Annotated in this window: 17 protein-coding genes; 10 read left to right on the forward strand and 7 right to left on the reverse strand. The window is 73.4% G+C overall.

Going from position 1 to position 16,924, the window contains the following annotated elements; translation table 11 throughout:
- The first annotated feature begins 37 nt into the window (after window positions 1-37).
- On the forward strand, window positions 38-940 hold the full coding sequence (locus G6W55_RS14810; protein ID WP_309243718.1) for a LysR family transcriptional regulator ArgP: 903 nt from the start codon (window positions 38-40) through the stop codon (window positions 938-940).
- Here the strand turns inward: G6W55_RS14810 and G6W55_RS14815 are convergent.
- Window positions 930-1,670: a TetR/AcrR family transcriptional regulator gene (locus G6W55_RS14815; RefSeq protein ID WP_175521295.1), complete on the reverse strand. Its 741-nt coding sequence runs from the start codon at window positions 1,668-1,670 to the stop codon at window positions 930-932. The genes G6W55_RS14810 and G6W55_RS14815 overlap by 11 nt on opposite strands.
- Window positions 1,671-1,801: 131 nt before the next feature.
- On the opposite strand from G6W55_RS14815, the gene G6W55_RS14820 reads away from it, so the two are divergent.
- On the forward strand, window positions 1,802-3,019 hold the full coding sequence (locus G6W55_RS14820) for a saccharopine dehydrogenase family protein (RefSeq protein ID WP_175521296.1): 1,218 nt from the start codon (window positions 1,802-1,804) through the stop codon (window positions 3,017-3,019).
- 115 nt (window positions 3,020-3,134) lie between these two features.
- Window positions 3,135-3,383 carry a WhiB family transcriptional regulator gene (locus G6W55_RS14825; protein WP_175521297.1) on the forward strand — a complete coding sequence of 83 codons (249 nt, stop codon included), beginning with the start codon at window positions 3,135-3,137 and terminating at the stop codon, window positions 3,381-3,383.
- 27 nt (window positions 3,384-3,410) lie between these two features.
- Here the strand turns inward: G6W55_RS14825 and G6W55_RS14830 are convergent, their stop codons facing one another.
- The 3 genes from G6W55_RS14830 to G6W55_RS14840 all read right to left on the reverse strand — a co-directional run bounded on the left by G6W55_RS14830 (window position 3,411) and on the right by G6W55_RS14840 (window position 7,385).
- Window positions 3,411-5,258, reverse strand: coding sequence for a cell wall metabolism sensor histidine kinase WalK (locus G6W55_RS14830; protein ID WP_175521298.1), 1,848 nt, complete (start codon window positions 5,256-5,258; stop codon window positions 3,411-3,413).
- A complete protein-coding gene (locus G6W55_RS14835; RefSeq protein WP_175521299.1) occupies window positions 5,255-5,950 on the reverse strand; it encodes a response regulator transcription factor in 696 nt (231 codons plus the stop codon). Before G6W55_RS14835 ends, G6W55_RS14830 begins: the two co-directional genes overlap by 4 nt.
- Before the next feature lie 106 nt (window positions 5,951-6,056).
- On the reverse strand, window positions 6,057-7,385 hold the full coding sequence (locus tag G6W55_RS14840) for a M1 family metallopeptidase (RefSeq protein WP_254876265.1): 1,329 nt from the start codon (window positions 7,383-7,385) through the stop codon (window positions 6,057-6,059).
- Window positions 7,386-7,820: 435 nt separating this feature from the next.
- Between G6W55_RS14840 and G6W55_RS14845 the strand changes: the two genes are divergently transcribed.
- A complete protein-coding gene (locus G6W55_RS14845; protein WP_175521301.1) occupies window positions 7,821-8,171 on the forward strand; it encodes a DUF488 domain-containing protein in 351 nt (116 codons plus the stop codon).
- A 4-nt stretch (window positions 8,172-8,175) separates the two neighbouring features.
- Here the strand turns inward: G6W55_RS14845 and G6W55_RS14850 are convergent, their stop codons facing one another.
- Window positions 8,176-9,849, reverse strand: coding sequence for an FAD-binding dehydrogenase (locus G6W55_RS14850; protein ID WP_175521424.1), 1,674 nt, complete (start codon window positions 9,847-9,849; stop codon window positions 8,176-8,178).
- Window positions 9,850-9,866: 17 nt separating this feature from the next.
- Complete coding sequence (locus tag G6W55_RS14855; protein ID WP_175521302.1) at window positions 9,867-10,496, reverse strand: TetR/AcrR family transcriptional regulator; 630 nt, start codon at window positions 10,494-10,496, stop codon at window positions 9,867-9,869.
- A 106-nt stretch (window positions 10,497-10,602) separates the two neighbouring features.
- Between G6W55_RS14855 and G6W55_RS14860 the strand changes: the two genes are divergently transcribed.
- The 3 genes from G6W55_RS14860 (at window position 10,603) to G6W55_RS14870 (ending at window position 13,394) form a co-directional block, all read left to right on the forward strand.
- Window positions 10,603-11,232, forward strand: a complete 630-nt coding sequence (locus tag G6W55_RS14860) for an alpha-ketoglutarate-dependent dioxygenase AlkB (protein ID WP_175521303.1) — start codon at window positions 10,603-10,605, stop codon at window positions 11,230-11,232.
- A gap of 125 nt (window positions 11,233-11,357) precedes the next feature.
- Window positions 11,358-12,125 (forward strand): MBL fold metallo-hydrolase, encoded by a 768-nt coding sequence (locus G6W55_RS14865; RefSeq protein ID WP_175521304.1) that lies wholly within the window; start codon window positions 11,358-11,360, stop codon window positions 12,123-12,125.
- 33 nt (window positions 12,126-12,158) lie between these two features.
- Window positions 12,159-13,394: a DUF4032 domain-containing protein gene (locus tag G6W55_RS14870; RefSeq protein ID WP_175521305.1), complete on the forward strand. Its 1,236-nt coding sequence runs from the start codon at window positions 12,159-12,161 to the stop codon at window positions 13,392-13,394.
- Window positions 13,395-13,409: 15 nt separating this feature from the next.
- On the opposite strand, the gene G6W55_RS14875 is transcribed toward G6W55_RS14870, so the two are convergent.
- Window positions 13,410-14,282, reverse strand: coding sequence for a universal stress protein (locus tag G6W55_RS14875; protein WP_175521306.1), 873 nt, complete (start codon window positions 14,280-14,282; stop codon window positions 13,410-13,412).
- A gap of 66 nt (window positions 14,283-14,348) precedes the next feature.
- On the opposite strand from G6W55_RS14875, the gene G6W55_RS14880 reads away from it, so the two are divergent.
- The 3 genes from G6W55_RS14880 (at window position 14,349) to G6W55_RS14890 (ending at window position 16,913) form a co-directional block, all read left to right on the forward strand.
- A complete protein-coding gene (locus G6W55_RS14880) occupies window positions 14,349-14,705 on the forward strand; it encodes a VOC family protein (RefSeq protein ID WP_175521307.1) in 357 nt (118 codons plus the stop codon).
- Window positions 14,706-14,753: 48 nt separating this feature from the next.
- Window positions 14,754-15,170 (forward strand): hypothetical protein, encoded by a 417-nt coding sequence (locus G6W55_RS14885; protein ID WP_175521308.1) that lies wholly within the window; start codon window positions 14,754-14,756, stop codon window positions 15,168-15,170.
- Window positions 15,171-15,236: 66 nt separating this feature from the next.
- Window positions 15,237-16,913: an FAD-dependent oxidoreductase gene (locus G6W55_RS14890; protein WP_175521309.1), complete on the forward strand. Its 1,677-nt coding sequence runs from the start codon at window positions 15,237-15,239 to the stop codon at window positions 16,911-16,913.
- Window positions 16,914-16,924 lie beyond the last annotated feature (11 nt).

Here is a 16,924-nt window from a genome sequence, read left to right on the forward strand (position 1 = left end):
ACGTATCCTTAGCATTCGTGATGACACAGGTGACCCAGTGGTGAGCGACCTGCCCCTCGACCTCGTCCGGACCCTGCTCGCGGTGGTCGACGAGGGCACCTTCGACGCGGCGGCGGCCGCCCTGCACGTGACGCCGTCGGCGGTCAGCCAGCGCGTGAAGGCCCTGGAGCAGCGCACCGGCCGGGTCCTGCTGCTGCGCACCAAGCCGGTACGGCCGACGGAGTCCGGCGAGATCGTGGTGCGGTTCGCCCGCCAGCTCGCCCGGCTGGAGCGCGACACCCGGTCCGAGCTGGGCATGAGCGACGCAGGTGAACCGGCCCGGGTGACGGTCGCGGTGAACGCCGACTCGCTGGCCACCTGGTTCCTGCCCGCGCTGTCCCGGGTGCCGCGCGAGCCGCCGCTGCGGTTCGAACTGTTCCGGGAGGACGAGACGCGTACGGCGGAGCTGCTGCGGGAGGGGGTCGTCATGGCCGCGGTCACCTCCTCGCGGGACGCGGTGGCCGGCTGCTCGGTGCGGGCGCTCGGCACGATGCGCTACCTCGCCGCCGCGAGCCCCGAGTTCGTCGTCCGGTATCTCGACGGCCTTCCGCTCGCCGAGGCGCTGACCGGGGCCCCGGTGATCATCTTCGATCGCAGCGACGACCTCCAGGACGGGTTCGTGCGCGAGCTGAGCCGGGGCACCGGGCAGGCGAGCGGTGTACGGCACGCGGTGCCCTCCTCGGAGGGGTTCGCGGCGTCGGTCGCCGCCGGACTCGGCTGGGGCATGGTCCCGGAGGCCCAGGCGGACGCGCTGCTGCGCTCGGGCGGCCTGGTCTCGCTGGCGCCGGACCGGCCCCTGGACGTCCCGCTGTACTGGCAGCAGTGGAAGCTCGACTCGCCCGCCCTGGCGGCGCTGTCCCGGGCGGTGGCCGAGGAGGCGGCCCGGGCCCTCAGAAACTGAGCGGCGGCCCCGGCCGGGCCTCCGGGCCCCGCAGCTCCCGCAGCCTCGCCTCCGCGCTGTCGAGCAGCATCTCCAGTGCCGTCGGATAGGCGCTGGTGACCATCCGGGCCGACAGCAGCGGGGCCGCCTCGGCGATCCGGGGGTGGGTGGCGGCGGGGAGGCGGGCGTACGTCGAGTGCCACATCGCGTCGTCGGCGCGCCGCGAGGCCCGGGGCAGCGCCAGGGAGGCGGCGTCCAGGGCGGCGAAGGCCAGCGTCTGGTCGATGAAGGCGTGGTAGACGCGGACCGTCTCGGGCAGCGGGAACCCGGCGGTGCGCAGTACGTCGAGGACGGCCTCGTCGGCGGCGAGTTCGTTGGCCCGGCCGCTGACCCGGCTCGCGGTGAGCTGGGCGGCCTGCGGATGGGCGACGTACGCGGCGTGGATGCGCAGCCCGATCGCGTGCAGGTCCGCCCGCCAGCGTCCGGTCGGCGTCCAGCCGCGCAGCGCCTCGCCGATCAGCGCGTCGCCGATGGCCAGCGTCAGATCGTCCATGCCGCGGAAGTACCGGTACAGGGTGCTCGGGTCGCAGTCGAGAGCGAGACCGAGCCGGCGTGCGGTGAGCCCGGTGCTGCCGTGCTCGCGCAGCAGCCGCAGCGCGGTCTCGACGATCAGCCCCTCGGAGAGCACGGTGCCGCTCCGGGTGGGCCGGCGCCGGCGCCTCTTCTCCTCCGGTACCACCGCCTTCGGCATGACCCCTCCCGTGTCACGACGCTTATGCCAACGCCATTGACCTTACGTTGGTGCGGGGCGTTGGATCTCCGGCAGGGCCCCCTTTCCGCATTCCGCACCTTCTCCAGTCTTCGACCGAGGGAGTTCTCGTCATGCGTGTCCTGCTCGTGGGCGCCGGCGGTGTGGGTACCGCCGTCACCCGGATCGCCGCCCGGCGTCCGTTCTTCGAGGCGATGGTCGTCGCCGACTACGACCCGGCCCGCGCCGAGGCGGCCGTCGCCGCGCTCGGCGGGGACGACCGCTTCCACGCCGCGCGCGTCGACGCGAGCGACGAGACGGCGGTGACCGAGCTGCTCGCCCGCCACCGCTGCGACGTGCTGCTCAACGCCACCGACCCGCGGTTCGTGATGCCGCTGTTCCGCGCGGCCCGGGCCGCCGGGGCCACCTATGTCGACATGGCGATGTCGCTGTCCCGGCCGCATCCCGAGAAGCCGTACGAGGAGTGCGGGGTCAAGCTCGGCGACGAGCAGTTCGCGCTGGCGCGGGAGTGGGAGGAGGCGGGCGCGCTCGCGCTCGTCGGGATGGGCGTGGAGCCCGGTCTGTCGGACGTGTTCGCGCGGTACGCCGCCGACGAACTCTTCGACGAGATCGAGGAGATCGGCGTCCGGGACGGCGCGAACCTCACCGTGGAGGGCTACGACTTCGCGCCCTCCTTCAGCATCTGGACCACGATCGAGGAGTGTCTGAACCCGCCGGTCGTCTACGAGGAGGACCGCGGCTGGTTCACCACCGAACCGTTCAGCGAGCCCGAGGTGTTCGACTTCCCCGACGGCATCGGCCCGGTGGAGTGCGTGAACGTCGAGCACGAGGAGGTGCTCCTGATGCCGCGCTGGGTGGACGCGCGCCGGGTCACCTTCAAGTACGGCCTGGGCGGCGAGTTCGTCGACACCCTCAAGACGCTGCACCAGTTGGGCCTGGACCGCACCACGCCGGTGACCGTGCCGAGCGCGTCGGGCCCGGTGGCGGTGTCCCCGCGGGACGTGGTCGCCGCCTGTCTGCCGGACCCGGCCACGCTCGGCGAGCGCATGCACGGCAAGACCTGCGCGGGCACCTGGGTGAAGGGCGTCAAGGACGGGGCACCGCGCGAGGTGTACCTGTACCACGTGGTCGACAACCAGTGGTCGATGGCCGAGTACGGCAGTCAGGCCGTGGTCTGGCAGACGGCCGTCAACCCGGTCGTCGCGCTCGAACTCCTGGCCACCGGCGCCTGGTCGGGCGCGGGAGTGCTCGGACCCGAGGCGTTCGACGCCCGTCCCTTCCTGGATCTGCTGACGGCGTACGGCTCCCCGTGGGGTCTGCGGGAGCAGTGAGCGGCGTTCGCGCCGTTTCGTCCCCGGGCCGTTTCGTCCCCGGCCCGTCTGGTCACCCGCCTCGGAGCGAACATCCGGAAATCCGCCCGAACGACTTCGATCGCAGGTGACTTCGATGGACAACTGGCGAGAGAGCGCCGAGTGCCGCCATGAGGACCCCGACCTCTTCTTCCCGATCGGGACCTCGGGCCCGGCGCTGCTCCAGACCGAACAGGCGAAGGCGGTCTGCCGTCGCTGCCCGGTGCGGGAGGCGTGCCTGGACTGGGCCATGAACACGGATCAGACGCTCGGCGTGTGGGGCGGCACGAGCGAGAACGAACGGCGCGCGATCAAGCGGCGCGCCCGGGCCCGCCGGGGCTCGTGACGCCGGTCGGGGCGGCGGCGGCAGCGCTCAGTCGTCCGGAGGGGCCGCCGCGGCCGGCAGCCGCAGGGTGAAGACGCTGCCGGTGCCGGGCTCGCTCGCCGCCTCGGCCGTCCCGCCGTGCGCGGCGACCAGATGGCGGACGATGTTCAGGCCGAGGCCGCTGCCTCCGGTGCGGCGGCTGCGGGACTTCTCGGCGCGCCAGAACCGGTCGAAGACGTGCGGCAGGTCCTCGGCGGCGATCCCGGCGCCGGTGTCGGCGACCGCCAGGACGACCCGGTCGCCGTCGCGCCGGGCGCTCAGGGTGACCGTGCCGCCGTGCGGGGTGTGCCGTACGGCGTTGGTGACGAGGTTGCCGAGGGCCTGGCGCAGCCGGACCGGGTCGGCGTCCAGCCAGGGCGTGTCCTCGGCGGTGGTGCGCAGGGTGACGCCGGCGGTGTCGGCGGCGACCCGGTGGGCGGCGGCGACCTGGGCGAGCAGTTCGCCGGCGGGCACGGGCTCGCGGTGCAGGCTCAGGGTGCCGGCGTCGGCGGCGGCGAGGTCGCGCAGGTCGTCGATGATCTGCTGGAGCAGCAGGGCCTCCTCGTGCAGGGCGCCGAGGAGTTCGGGGTCGGGGTCGACCAGGCCGTCCCGGGTGACCTCCAGCCAGCCCCGGATGTTGGTGAGCGGGCTGCGCAGTTCATGGGCGACGTCGGCGACCAGGGCCTTGCGCTGGGCCTCCAGGCGTTCGCGGCGTTCGGCGAGGTCGTTGAACGCCTCGGCGAGGATCCCGGTCTCGTCGCGGGTGGTGACGGGTACGCGCGCGTGCCGGTCCGGGGGCTGCTGGGCGGCCTCGGTGAGCGCGCGCAGCGGGCGGACCAGCCGGGTGGCGACGACCGCGGTCACGGCGAGGGTGACGGCGAGCACCAGCCCGGCCGCGCCGGCGACCTTCGCCTGGTTGGCCGGGGACAGGTTCCAGCGGGGTACCGGGCGGTTGTCCCCGCCGCCCAGGAAGAGTTCGGCGGCCGGGGCGACGTAGGGGTCGAGCTGGGCGCGGCGGGCGTCGTCCACGCAGCTCTGGACGGCCCGTTGCGCCCGGGCGCCGCCCATCTTGTAGTACTTGGTGACGATCGGGGGCGTGAGGCTGCCGTCGCCCATGTCGACCACCAGGCCGAGGGAGGCGTCGAGTTTGTCGAGTCCTTCGAGGCCCGTGCTCCGCAGACAGGGCACGGCCCGCTCCTGGAGCGCGCGCAGCGCCCGGTCCTCGGTGGGGGTGGGCGTGACGAGCCGCCCGTCGTCGCAGACGTCGCGCCCGTAGGCGAGTTCGAGGCCCCCTTCCTCGTGGGTGAGGACGGGGCGGCCGCTGGGGATGCGGGTGACCGTCATGTCGTAGCCCAGGCGGGCGTAGCAGCCGCGTTGGGTCTCGGCGTACCGGTCGAGCCTGCCGCGCTCCGCTGCCGTGAGGCGGTACGGGCCGACGGCCCGCGGGTCGATGCCGACGAGCTGGGCGCCACGCTCGGTGTAGGTGTCGGTGCGCAGCGGGTCGATGCCCGCGGCGGCGCGCGGGGGCAGGGAGGTGCCGGGGCGGGCGGAGTCGGCGATCGGCACCCGGTCGGTGGTGGTCAGGGCGATGCGCCGGCCGGTCCGCGCGGACAGGACGCGCACCACCGTCTCGACGCCCTTCCAGTCGGGGTGGGTGGCGGCGTAGCCGCTCAGTTCGGCGAGGACGTCCATGTCGTCGGCGAGGGCCTGGCCCTGTTCCTCGCGCAGCGCGCGGGTGGTGGTCGTCACGGCGAGCCAGGCGGTGGCGGCCACCGAGCACACGGCGATGAGGACGGACGCGAACAGCAGCCGGACCAGCAGCCGTTTGCGCAGGGGTATGCGGCTCGCCGGTCTCATATGCGGCCGCCGCTGAGCTTGTAGCCGACGCCGAAGACGGTCACCAGGCGGACGGGTCTGCGCGGGTCGGTCTCGATCTTCCGGCGCAGGTTCATGATGTGCACGTCGACGGCGCGTTCGGTGGAGGAGCGGTCGAAGCCGCGCGTGCACTGGAGCAACTGCCGCCGGGAGAAGACCCGTTCGGGTTCACCGGCGAGGGCGAGCAGGATCTGGAACTCGGCGGGCGTGCACTCGACGGGCACCCCGTCGCACGTCACCTCGTGCCGTACCGGGTCGACCACGACGCCCCCGGCGCGTACCACCGGCTCCTCGCGCCGGGCGGCGGTGCGGCCGCTGCGGCGCAGCACGGTACGGATCCGGGCCATCAGCTCGCGCGGGCTGTACGGCTTGGTCATGTAGTCGTCGGCGCCGACCTCCAGGCCGAGCAGGACGTCCTCCTCGCCGGCGCGGGCGGTGAGCATCAGGACGGGGATGTCGTCCTCGCGGCGCAGCGCCCGGCAGACCGCGATGCCGTCGAGGACCGGCAGCATCAGGTCGAGCACGACGAGGTCGGGGCCGATCCGCCGGGCCGCGGCGACGGCGGCGGGCCCGTCGTGGACGACGGTGGCGGTGTGTCCCTCGGCGAGGAGGGAACGCCGGATCAGCTCGGCCTGCATCGCGTCGTCCTCGGCGACCAGGACATGTGCGCACACGTGGGTCGTTCCCCCCTCGGTGAAAAGCGGTGGGCGGGGTCCGGTGGATCCCGCCCACCGCCCGGTCATGGCCGGACGATGATGACCGACAGGTGTGTGGAACCCGTCAGGGTGCGGCGGGCTTGCCGTCCGTGTGCAGCCAGGTCCGGAACAGCGCGGTCAGGTTCTTGCCCGACTCCCGCTCGGCGAGGCGCTGGAACTGGGCGGTGGTGCCGTGGCCGTACCGGTGCCGGTCCGCCCAGGCGCGCAGCACGCGCAGGAAGACACGGTCGCCGACGGCGGTGCGCAGGGCGTGCAGGGCCATGGCGCCGCGGGCGTAGACGGGCGTGCCGAAGATGTTGGCGCCGCTGCCCGGGTCGGCGGGCGGGAACTCCCACAGCTCGTCGTCGGCGGGGGTGGCGTACAGGGCGTCGAAGGTCTTCTGGGCGCTGTCGCCGCCGTGCTGCTCGGCGTAGAGCCACTCGGCGTAGGTCGCGAAGCCCTCGTTGAGCCAGATGTCCTTCCAGGAGGTGAGGGAGACGGAGTCGCCGAACCACTGGTGGGCGCTCTCGTGCACCAGGGTGCTCAGATCGGGCGCGCTGTCGTAGACGGGCCGGGTCTGGGTCTCCAGGGCGTAGCCGACGTTCGGGGCGTGGTCGACGATGGAGCCGGCGGCGCGGAACGGGTAGGGCCCGAACAGCTTGCTCTCCCACTCCAGCACGGACGGCAGCTTCTTCAGCACGGGTGCGGCGGCCGCGGCCTCGCGCGGGTCGACGGCGTCGTACACCTGGATGCCGCTGCGGGTCTTGTACTGCTTGACCTGGAAGCGGCCCACGGTGGCGGTGGCGAGGTAGGCGGCCATCGGCTCGGACTGGCGCCAGCGGAAGGTGGTCTTCCCGTGCTTGGTGCTGCGGCCGAGCAGGACGCCGTTGGCGACGGCGGTGCGGCCCTGGGGGACGGTGATCGTGAAGTCGTAGGCGGACTTGTCCAGGGGGTGGTTGTTGGCCGGGAACCAGGTCATGGCGCCCTGCGGTTCGCCCGCCACGAAGGCGCCGTCGTCGGTGGGGATCCAGCCGTCGAGGGAGCCGTCGGGGTCGGTCACCGGGGCCGGGGTGCCGCGGTAGGTGACGGTGACGCGGAAGGACTGGCCCTTGCGCAGCGCGCGGCGGGGTGTGACGACGAGTTCCTGGCCGTCGCGCCGGTAAGCGGCGCGGGCCCGGTCGACCGTCAGGCCGGTGACCTTCAGGCCGGAGAGGTCGAGGTCGAAGCGGGTCAGCTTCTGGGTGGCGCGGGCGGTGAGGACGGCCTTGCCGTCGAGGTGCCCGCTGTCCGGGTCGTAACGCAGGGTCAGGTCGTAGTGCGAGACGTGGTAGCCGCCGTTGCCGGCGAGCGGGAAGTAGGGGTCGCCGACGCCGGGCGCGCCCACCGGCCCGGCCGCGGTGGCGGGCCCGGCCATGGCGAGCAGGGCCGCGACGACGACGGGCACGGTGACGGCGACGGCGCGGCGGCCGGGCAGGGCGGGGCGTCTGCGGATCTGGGGGTGCGTCACATGTGCTCCTTGCGGGGGGTGGTCGGTGATCGGATCACCTCACCCTAGGCAGCGAGGCCCGCGGGTTCGCCCACGTTCAGGTCAAGCCACGCGGCACACTGCGCCGTTCCGGGGTGAGGGCCTCTCTTTCGGATCTTGCCGGGGGTCGCGGGCCCTGGCACGCACATCTGCCGCGTTGTCGTCGGTTGTCAACGCTCCGCGTTGCCGCCCTCCTCCGCCTTGCAGCTGCACGCACCAGACCCCGCTCGGGCCCGCCGAGACACGCCGTCGCTCAAAGCCGGCCAGATCCGAAAGAAAGGCCCTAGCGTCGACAGCGTCCGCCCCCTGAGGAGAGGCCCGTCCGTGAGTGTCCGTGTGCGCCGCGTCTATGAACCGCCCGAGTCCGCCGACGGGGTGCGGGTGCTGGTCGACCGGCTGTGGCCGCGGGGGGTGTCCAAGGCCGAGGCGCACATCGACGAGTGGCCGAAGGCCCTCACCCCGTCGACCGAACTGCGCCACTGGTACCACTCGGACGCGGGGTCCTACGACGAGTTCGCGCGCCGCTACGAGGCGGAGCTGGCCGCCCCGGAGGCGGCCGGACTCCTCGATCACCTGAGGGAGTCGGCCCGCTCCGGGGCGGTGACGCTGGTGACGGCGGTGAAGCACCCCGAGGAGAGCCACGCGTCCGTGCTCGCGCGCCTGCTGAGCGCCTGAGGGCTCAGCCCGTCTCCTCCGCCGCCGCCCGTCCGGCGGCGCGGCCGGAGAAGAGGCAGCCGCCGAGGAAGGTCCCCTCCAGGGCGTTGTAGCCGTGGACGCCGCCGCCGCCGAAGCCCGCGACCTCGCCCGCCGCGTACAGGCCCTCGACCGGGCTGCCGTCGGCGCCGAGGGCGCGCGAGTCCAGGTCGGTCTGGATGCCGCCGAGCGTCTTGCGGGTGAGGACATGCAGCTTGACGGCGATCAGCGGGCCCGCCTGCGGGTCGAGGATCCGGTGCGGGGTGGCGACCCGGCCGAGCCGGTCGCCGATGTAGCGGCGGGCGTTGCGGATGCCCTGCACCTGGGCGTCCTTGCTGTACGCGTTGTCGATCTGGAGGTCCCGGGCCCGGATCTGACGGCGCAGCCCCTCCACGTCGAGCAGCGGCTTCTCGGTGAGCGCGTTCATCTTCTCGACGAGCCGGTCCAGGGTGTCCGCGACGACGAAGTCGGCGCCGTGGTCCAGGAACGCCTGGACGGGCGCGGGGGCGCCCTTGCCGAGGATCCGGTCGCGCAGCACCGCCTTGCGGTCCTTGGCGGTGATGTCGGGGTTCTGCTCGGAGCCCGAGAGCGCGAACTCCTTCTCCACGATCTTCCGGCTGAGCACGAACCAGGAGTGGTCGTACGGCGCGATGTCCTCGGTGGTGCGCAGATGGCGGAGCGTGCCGAGGGTGTCGTAGCCGGGCAGGCAGGGGTCGGGCAGCCGGCGGCCGAGCGCGTCGAACCACATCGAGGACGGCCCCGGCAGGATGCGGATGCCGTGTCCCGGCCAGATGGGGTCCCAGTTCTGGATGCCCTCGGTGTAGTGCCACATGCGGTCGCGGTTGACGAGGCGGACGCCGGCCTCGGCGGTGATGTCGAGCATCCGGCCGTCGACGTAGGCGGGGACGCCGGTGACCATCTCGGCGGGCGGGGTGCCGAGCCGTTCGGGCCAGTAGCGGCGCACGATCTCGTGGTCGGCGCCGATGCCGCCGCTGGTGACGACGACGGCCCGGGCGGTGAGTTCGAACGCGCCGACCGCGTCACGGTTGGAGGCGACGCCGCGCGGGGAGTCGTCGGGGGCCAGGACCGTGCCGCGCACCCCGCGCACGGCCTCGCCGTCCCGGACCAGCGCGTCGACGCGGTGGCGGTGGTGGAAGGTCAGCAGCCCGTCCTTCGCGGCCTGTTTGGCGTAGCGGACGAACGGCTCGACGACTCCGGTGCCGGTGCCCCAGGCGACATGGAAGCGGGGGACGGAGTTGCCGTGCCCGTCGGCGCGCAGATCGCCGCGCTCGGCCCAGCCGACGGTGGGCACGAAGGAGATGCCGTGCCCGGTGAGCCACTCCCGCTTCTCCCCCGCCGCCCACTCGACGTAGGCGCGGGCCCAGCGCACCGCCCAGGAGTCCTCGTCGTCCGTGCGGTCGAAGGCAGCGCTGCCCTGCCAGTCGTTCCAGGCGAGGTCGAGGGAGTCCTTGATGCCGAGCCGGCGCTGTTCCGGGGAGTCGACGAGGAAGAGCCCGCCGAAGGACCAGAACGCCTGGCCGCCGAGGTTGGCGGCGTTCTCCTGGTCGACCAGGGCGACCCGCCGGCCCCTGCTGGTGAGTTCGTGCGCCGCGACGAGGCCCGCGAGGCCCGCTCCGACGACGATGACGTCCGCGTCCATGGCGACCGTTGCCTTTCTCATTCGGGGTGGGCGCTGCCGTCCGTCAGCAGCGCGGTGAGGAGTTGCTTGAGCCAGGCGCGGGCACGGGCCACGTCCTTGTCGAGCAGGAGCTGGGTGGTGACACCGTCGTAGGCGGCGACCACGGCGTGGGCGGCGGAGTCGGTGTCGCCGAGCACGGCGGGCAGGGCGGTGTGGCCGCGGGCCCGGGCGAGCCGGTCGGCGATCGCGCCGCGCAGCCGGGCCCGGTGGTCGAGCAGGGTCGCGGCGACGGCCGGATCGCGGGCCGCGTGCACCAGGAAGTCGGTCTTCACCAGCAGCCAGTCGAGGTCGAGCAGGAGCACCTCGGTGACCCGGTCCACGGAGGCCGGTACGTCGAGGTCGGGGCCGTCCCCGGCGAGGGCGTCGGCGACCTGCCGGGCGATCAGGTCGGCGCGCTCGCGGTAGAGCGCGAAGAACAGTTCGTCCAGGCTGGCGAAGTTGGAGTAGAAGGCGCCCCGGCTGTAGCCGGCGGCCTCGCAGACCTCCTCGATGGAGACCCGCCCGAAGCCCTTGGCGGCGAACACGGCGAAGGCGGCGTCGAGCAGATTGGCCCGGGTGCGCACGCGGCGCCGGGTGACGCGCGGTCCCGTCGTCCGCGGTGCGGCCATGGTCGGACCTCCGTTCGATACGCGAATGTATCGGATACACCGGTGTATCGAAAGAGGCGGGCACGATAAGCGAACACATTTTCGAATACGGCGTTACGCTGGACCCATGACCGCGCACCACCTCCAGGGCTCCCTCTTCGACCAGGCCGACGACCTGCGCCTCGGCCCCCTCGACGGGCTGCGCCGGACCACGCTCGGCGCCGGCGCCTGGATCGACGTGCTGCCGGGCTGGCTGAGCGGCTCGGACGCGCTGTTCGAGCACCTGGCCGCCGAGGTCCCCTGGCGGGCGGAGCGCCGGGAGATGTACGACAGCGTGGTGGACGTCCCCCGGCTGCTCGCGTTCTACGGGCCGGACCGGCCGCTGCCCCACCCGGTGCTGGAGGAGGCCCGCGCGGCCCTGTCCGCGCACTACGCCGACGAGCTGGGCGAGCCGTTCGTCACCGCCGGGCTGTGCCACTACCGCGACGGGCGGGACAGCGTGGCCTGGCACGGCGACCGGTCCGGGCGGGGCGCCCGCGAGGACACCATGGTCGCCATCCTCTCCGTCGGCACGCCCCGCGATCTGCTGCTGCGCCCCGCGGGTGGCGGCGAGGCGGTCCGGCGCCCGCTGGGGCACGGCGACCTGATCGTGATGGGCGGATCCTGCCAGCGCACCTGGGAGCACTGCGTGCCGAAGTCGGCGCGCGCCGCCGGGCCGCGCATCAGCGTCCAGTTCCGGCCGCACGGGGTGCGCTGAACGTCCGGCGTGCGGCGATACGCCGGTGTCTCTTCGGCCAGGGCGCGGCCCCGCCTCCGGCGCCGGCCGCCCGATCTGCTTTGCTGTGCCGGTCGGACGGCCACCTCACCACACGGGACGACCTCATGGGCGCGGATGTACGGCACGTCGCGGACGGCATCTATCTGGTGCACGGCTCCCACACCAACTGGGTGATCCTCACCGACGGGGACGCGGTCACCCTGATCGACACCGGCTATCCCAAGGACCGGCGGCTGGTCCTGGAGTCCCTCGCCGCGGTGGGCGCCGCGCCGGAGGCGATCACCGCCGTGCTCATCACCCACGCGCACAACGACCATCTGGGCTCCGCCGAGCATCTGCGGACGACCTACGGCACCCCGGTCTATCTCCACGAGGCCGAAGTGCCGCACGCCCGGCGGGACTTCCTCCAGCAGGTGTCCACGCCCGAGGTGCTGCGCAACGCCTGGCGGCCCGGTGTGCTGCCGTGGGCGGTGCACGTACTGCGGGCCGGCGGGACCGAACAGCATCCGGTCGCGGCGCCCGAGGCGTTCCCGGTGGCCGACGGGCCGCTGGACCTGCCCGGCCGTCCGGTCCCGGTGCACACGCCGGGCCACACCGACGGGCACGCGGCGTTCCACCTCCCGGACGCCGGGATCGTCGTCTCCGGCGACGCCCTGGCGAGCGGTCACGCCACCTCCCGGGTCCAGGGGCCGCAACTGCTGCCGGACATGTTCCACCACGAGCGCGCCCGGGCGGTCGCCTCGCTCGGGGTGCTCGCCGCACTGGACGCGGACACCCTGCTGCCCGGCCACGGTCCCGTGCACCACGGCTCGGTGCGCGCGGCGGCCGAGCTGGCCCGGGAGCGGGCGTCTCGGCCCCCGAACGCCCGCTGAGCCGGAACTCCCGCAGGCCGTAATGTTCGGGCCATGGCTTTGCAGATCAGCGCCACGAACCCGGAGCACCCGGCACTCCTGCTGGAGCTGCCCTGGCACCTGCCCCTGGAGGAGTGGCCCGAGGAGGTCCTCGTCCCGCTGCCGCGCGGCATCTCGCGCCATGTGGTGCGCTACGCGCGGGCCGGCGACGAGGTGATCGCCGTCAAGGAGCTGGCGCAGCGCCCCGCCCTGCGCGAGTACGAGCTGCTGCGCGATCTGGACCGGCTCGGCATCCCGGCCGTGGACCCCCTCGCGGTGGTCACCGGCCGTACCGACGGCACCGGTCATCCGCTGGAGCCGGTGCTCGTCACCCGGCATCTCGGCGGTTCGATGCCGTACCGCTCGATGTTCGAGACGACCGTGCGTCCCGCGACCATGCACCGGCTGATGGACGCCCTCGCCGTGCTGCTGGTGCGGCTGCACCTCGCCGGGTTCGCGTGGGGCGACTGCTCGCTGTCCAACACGCTCTTCCGGCGGGACGCGGGCGCCTACGCCGCCTACCTCGTGGACGCCGAGACCGGCGACCTGCACCCGCAGCTCAGCCCCGGCCAGCGCGACTACGACCTCGATCTGGCCCGGGTGAACATCAGCGGCGAGCTGCTCGACCTGGAGGCGTCCGGGGCGCTGCACCCCTCGGTGGACCCCGTCGAGTTCGGCACGGAGATCTGCGCCCGGTACGGCGCGCTGTGGCAGGAGCTGACCCGCACCTCGGTGTACCCGGCGGGCAAGTACCACTACATCGACCGCCGTATCCGGCGGCTCAACGACCTCGGTTTCGACGTCGCCGAGATGCAGATCGAGCACTCCTCCAACGGCGACACGGTGACCTTCGTGCCGAAGGTGGTCGACGCGGGCCACCATCAGCGCCAGTTGCTGCGGCTGACCGGTCTGGACACCGAGGAGAACCAGGCCAGACGGCTGCTGAACGACCTGGAGAGCTGGATGGCGACCCAGGACGACTACGAGCCGGGCGATCCGCTCGCCGCCCGCCCCGAGGTGCTCGCGCACCGCTGGGTGCGGGACGTGTTCCGGCCCACCGTGCGCTCGGTGCCGTTCGAGCTGCGCGGCTCGATGGACGCGGCGGAGATCTACCACGAGCTGCTGGAGCACCGCTGGTACCTGTCGGAGCGCGCGCAGCACGACATCGACCTCGACACCGTCGTCGACGACTACATCGTCAACATCCTGCCCCGGGCACGGGAGACGCTGGAGCCCACCGTGCCCGAGTGAGCGGATACGCGGCCGTCAGTCGTGCGGGACGACGGCCACGGGGCAGTCCGCGTGGTGCAGGACGCCGTGCGCCACGGAGCCGATCCGGGCGCCCACCGCGGTCCGGTGGGCGCGGCGGCCCACCACCATGAGCTGGGCCCGCCCGGAGACCGACAGCAGCACCTGTCCGGCGCTGCCCATCTCGACGTGCTCCACCACGTGCACGTCCGGGAACCGCTCCCGCCAGGGCCGCAGGGCGTCGGCGAGCGCCTTCTTCTCGTACGGCTCCAGGCCGCCCGCGTCGTCGAGGAGCTTCAGCGAGGCGGGGCTGTAGGCGAAGACCGGCGGCAGCGTCCAGGCGCGGACCGCGCGCACGGTCGCGCCGCGCGCGGCGGCCGTCTCGAAGGCGAACCGCAGGGTGGCCGCGCTGTCCTCGGGGTCGCCCTGCTGGCCGACGACGATCTCGTGCCCGGCGACCTCCGAGGACGCCTTGTCGCCCGCCCGTACCAGCACGACCGGGCAGGTCGCCTCGGCGAGCACCTGCTGTCCCACGGAACCGAGCAGGAACCCGACGACCGAGCCGTGGCCGCGCGAGCCGAGGACCAGCGTGTCAGCGCCGGCCGCGGCCTCGACCAGCGTCTCGACGGGCCGGCCCTCCAGGACGTCGGTGGTCACCGTGAGTCCGGGGTGCCGCTCGGTGACCGTCGCGACGGCCCGCTCCGCCGCCTCCCGCACCCAGCGTTCCTGCGCCTCCCGGTCCGCCACCTCCGGCGCCGTGTCCGGCTGGAACCGCCAGGCGTGCACCACCCGCAGCGCCAGATCCCGCCGGACGGCCTCCCTGGCCGCCCAGGCGAGCGCGGCGAGGCTCTCGTCCGTCCCGTCGACCCCTGCCGTGATCGGGCCCGTCATCTCGCTGCCTCCACTTGTCGTGATCACTTCGTACCCGGCCCAGTCTTCACCACTACGCTGAACGGTATGGCGTTGGTATGGGAACAAGTGGTCGTGGACGCGGCCGACCCGGTGGCGCTGGGCCGCTGGTGGGCGGCCGCGCTGGGCTGGGTCGTGGTGAACGACGCGCCCGACGAGTACGAGATCCGGCCGGCCCGGGACCGTCTCCCCGGCCTGCTCTTCACCCCGGTCCCGGAGGGCAAGCAGGTCAAGAACCGTCTCCACCTGGACTTCCGCCCCGAGGACCAGGCCGCCGAGGTGGCCCGGCTGCTGTCCCTGGGCGCCCGCCGCACGGACGTCGGGCAGGGCGAGCAGAGCTGGGTCGTGCTGGCCGACCCGGAGGGCAACGAGTTCTGCGTGCTGTCCGGCCGCCGCCCGGCCTGACCGGCCGGGCGGGGAACCTCGCGGCGGCGCGGTGCGTCTGGCCCTGACATGGAACGACGGACCGACCCGCCCTGGGCGGCAGGCTGCTCGACACTGCTCGCCGGGGCGCTGGCGGGCTACGGCGCCCACCGGCTGTCCCGCGCGGCACGCCGGACCTGCGCGGTCATCGCGCGGGAACACCCGAGCCTGTTCGACCTGTGGACCTGGCAGGCACCGCTGACGGTCCTCGCGGGGGCCTTCGCGGGCCTGATCGCGTGGGCGCTGCCGGCGGCCGCGCTGCGGCACGGCGAGCGCCGGTACGTGCGGGTGCTGATACCGTCCGCGGTCCTCCTGACCACGTTGATCGCGCTGACGCTGGTGCACTTCGCCTGGCTGGGGACCCCGCTCGGCGTGGGCAACGACACCAACGGCGACTGTCCCCCGGACAACGTCCCGCCGTGGTGGCCCGGGTGGCTGCCCGCGTGAGCCGGGGAACGGACCCCGGTACGGCCAGCCGTGGCCATGGCTCCGCCCGCCCCGTACGGTTCTTGTATGGCTGGTGGTCCCCAAGCATCCGTGAGTGTCATCCTCACCGTGGACGACGACCCGGGGGTCTCCCGTGCCGTCGCCCGTGACCTGCGGCGACGCTACGGCGGCTCGTACCGGATCGTGCGGGCCGAGTCCGGGGAGTCCGCGCTGGAGGCGCTGCGCGAGCTGAAGCTGCGCGGGGATCCGGTGGCCGTGATCCTGGCCGACTACCGGATGCCGCAGATGAACGGCATCGAGTTCCTGGAGCAGGCCCTCGACGTCTATCCCGGCGCCCGGCGTGTACTGCTGACCGCCTACGCGGACACGGACGCGGCGATCGACGCGATCAACGTCGTCGACGTGGACCACTATCTGCTCAAGCCCTGGGACCCGCCCGAGGAGAAGCTCTACCCGGTCCTGGACGACCTGCTGGAGGCATGGCGGGCCAGCGATCACCGTCCGGTGCCGGCCACGAAGGTCGTCGGGCACCGCTGGTCGGCACGCTCGTCGGAGGTGCGCGAGTTCCTGGCCCGCAACCAGGTGCCGTACCGCTGGTACTCCGCCGACGAGCCCGAGGGACAGCGGCTGCTGGCCGCGGCCGGGCAGGACGAGCGGAGGCTGCCCCTGGTGATCACCGCGGACGGCACCCCGCTCGTCGCGCCGGAGCCGCCCGAGCTGGCCGCGAAGGTCGGCCTCGCGACGACGCCGACGGCGGAGTTCTACGACCTGGTGGTCATCGGCGGCGGCCCCGCCGGGCTCGGCGCCGCGGTGTACGGGGCGTCCGAGGGGCTGCGCACGGTGCTGGTGGAGCGGTCGGCGACCGGCGGACAGGCCGGGCAGAGCTCCCGCATCGAGAACTACCTCGGCTTCCCCGACGGTGTGTCCGGCGCCCAGCTCACCGAGCGGGCCCGCCGTCAGGCGGCCAAGTTCGGCGCGGAGATCCTCACCGCGCGCGAGGTGACCGGACTGGAGATCAACGGCTCCGCGCGGGTCGTACGGTTCTCGGACGGCTCCGCGGTGGCCGCGCACAGCGTGATCCTCGCGACGGGCGTGTCCTACCGGCAGCTCACCGCGCCCGGCTGCGACGACCTGACCGGCTGCGGGGTGTACTACGGCTCGGCGCTCACCGAGGCGCCCGCCTGCACCGGGCACGACGTGTACATCGTGGGCGGCGCCAACTCGGCCGGACAGGCGGCCATGTACCTGGCGCGCGGCGCCAAGTCGGTGACCCTGCTGGTGCGCGGGGAGTCGCTGGCGGCATCCATGTCGTACTACCTGATCCAGCAGATCGAGGAGTCGTCCAACATCTTCGTACGGGCCCGCACGGTCGTGGAGTCGGCCCATGGCGACGGGCACTTGGAGCATCTGACCCTGCGGGACGTGACGACCGGGGAGACCGAACGGGTCGACGCGCAGTGGATGTTCGTGTTCATCGGCGCGGCCCCGCTGACCGACTGGCTGGACGGGACCGTGCTGCGCGACGGGCGCGGTTTCATCCTGGCCGGGCCCGATCTGACCCCGGAGGGGCGGCCGCCGGGCGACTGGGAGCTGGACCGGCCGCCGTACCACCTGGAGACCAGTGTGCCGGGCGTGTTCGTGGCGGGCGACGCGCGCGCCGAGTCCGCGAAGCGGGTCGCGTCCGCCGTAGGAGAGGGAGCGATGGCCGTGATGCTCGTCCACCGGTATCTGGAGCAGTCGTGAGCGGGCGGGCG

This window comes from Streptomyces sp. CAI-85 (genome assembly GCF_013363615.1).
Taxonomy (GTDB): Bacteria; Actinomycetota; Actinomycetes; order Streptomycetales; family Streptomycetaceae; genus Streptomyces; species Streptomyces antibioticus_B.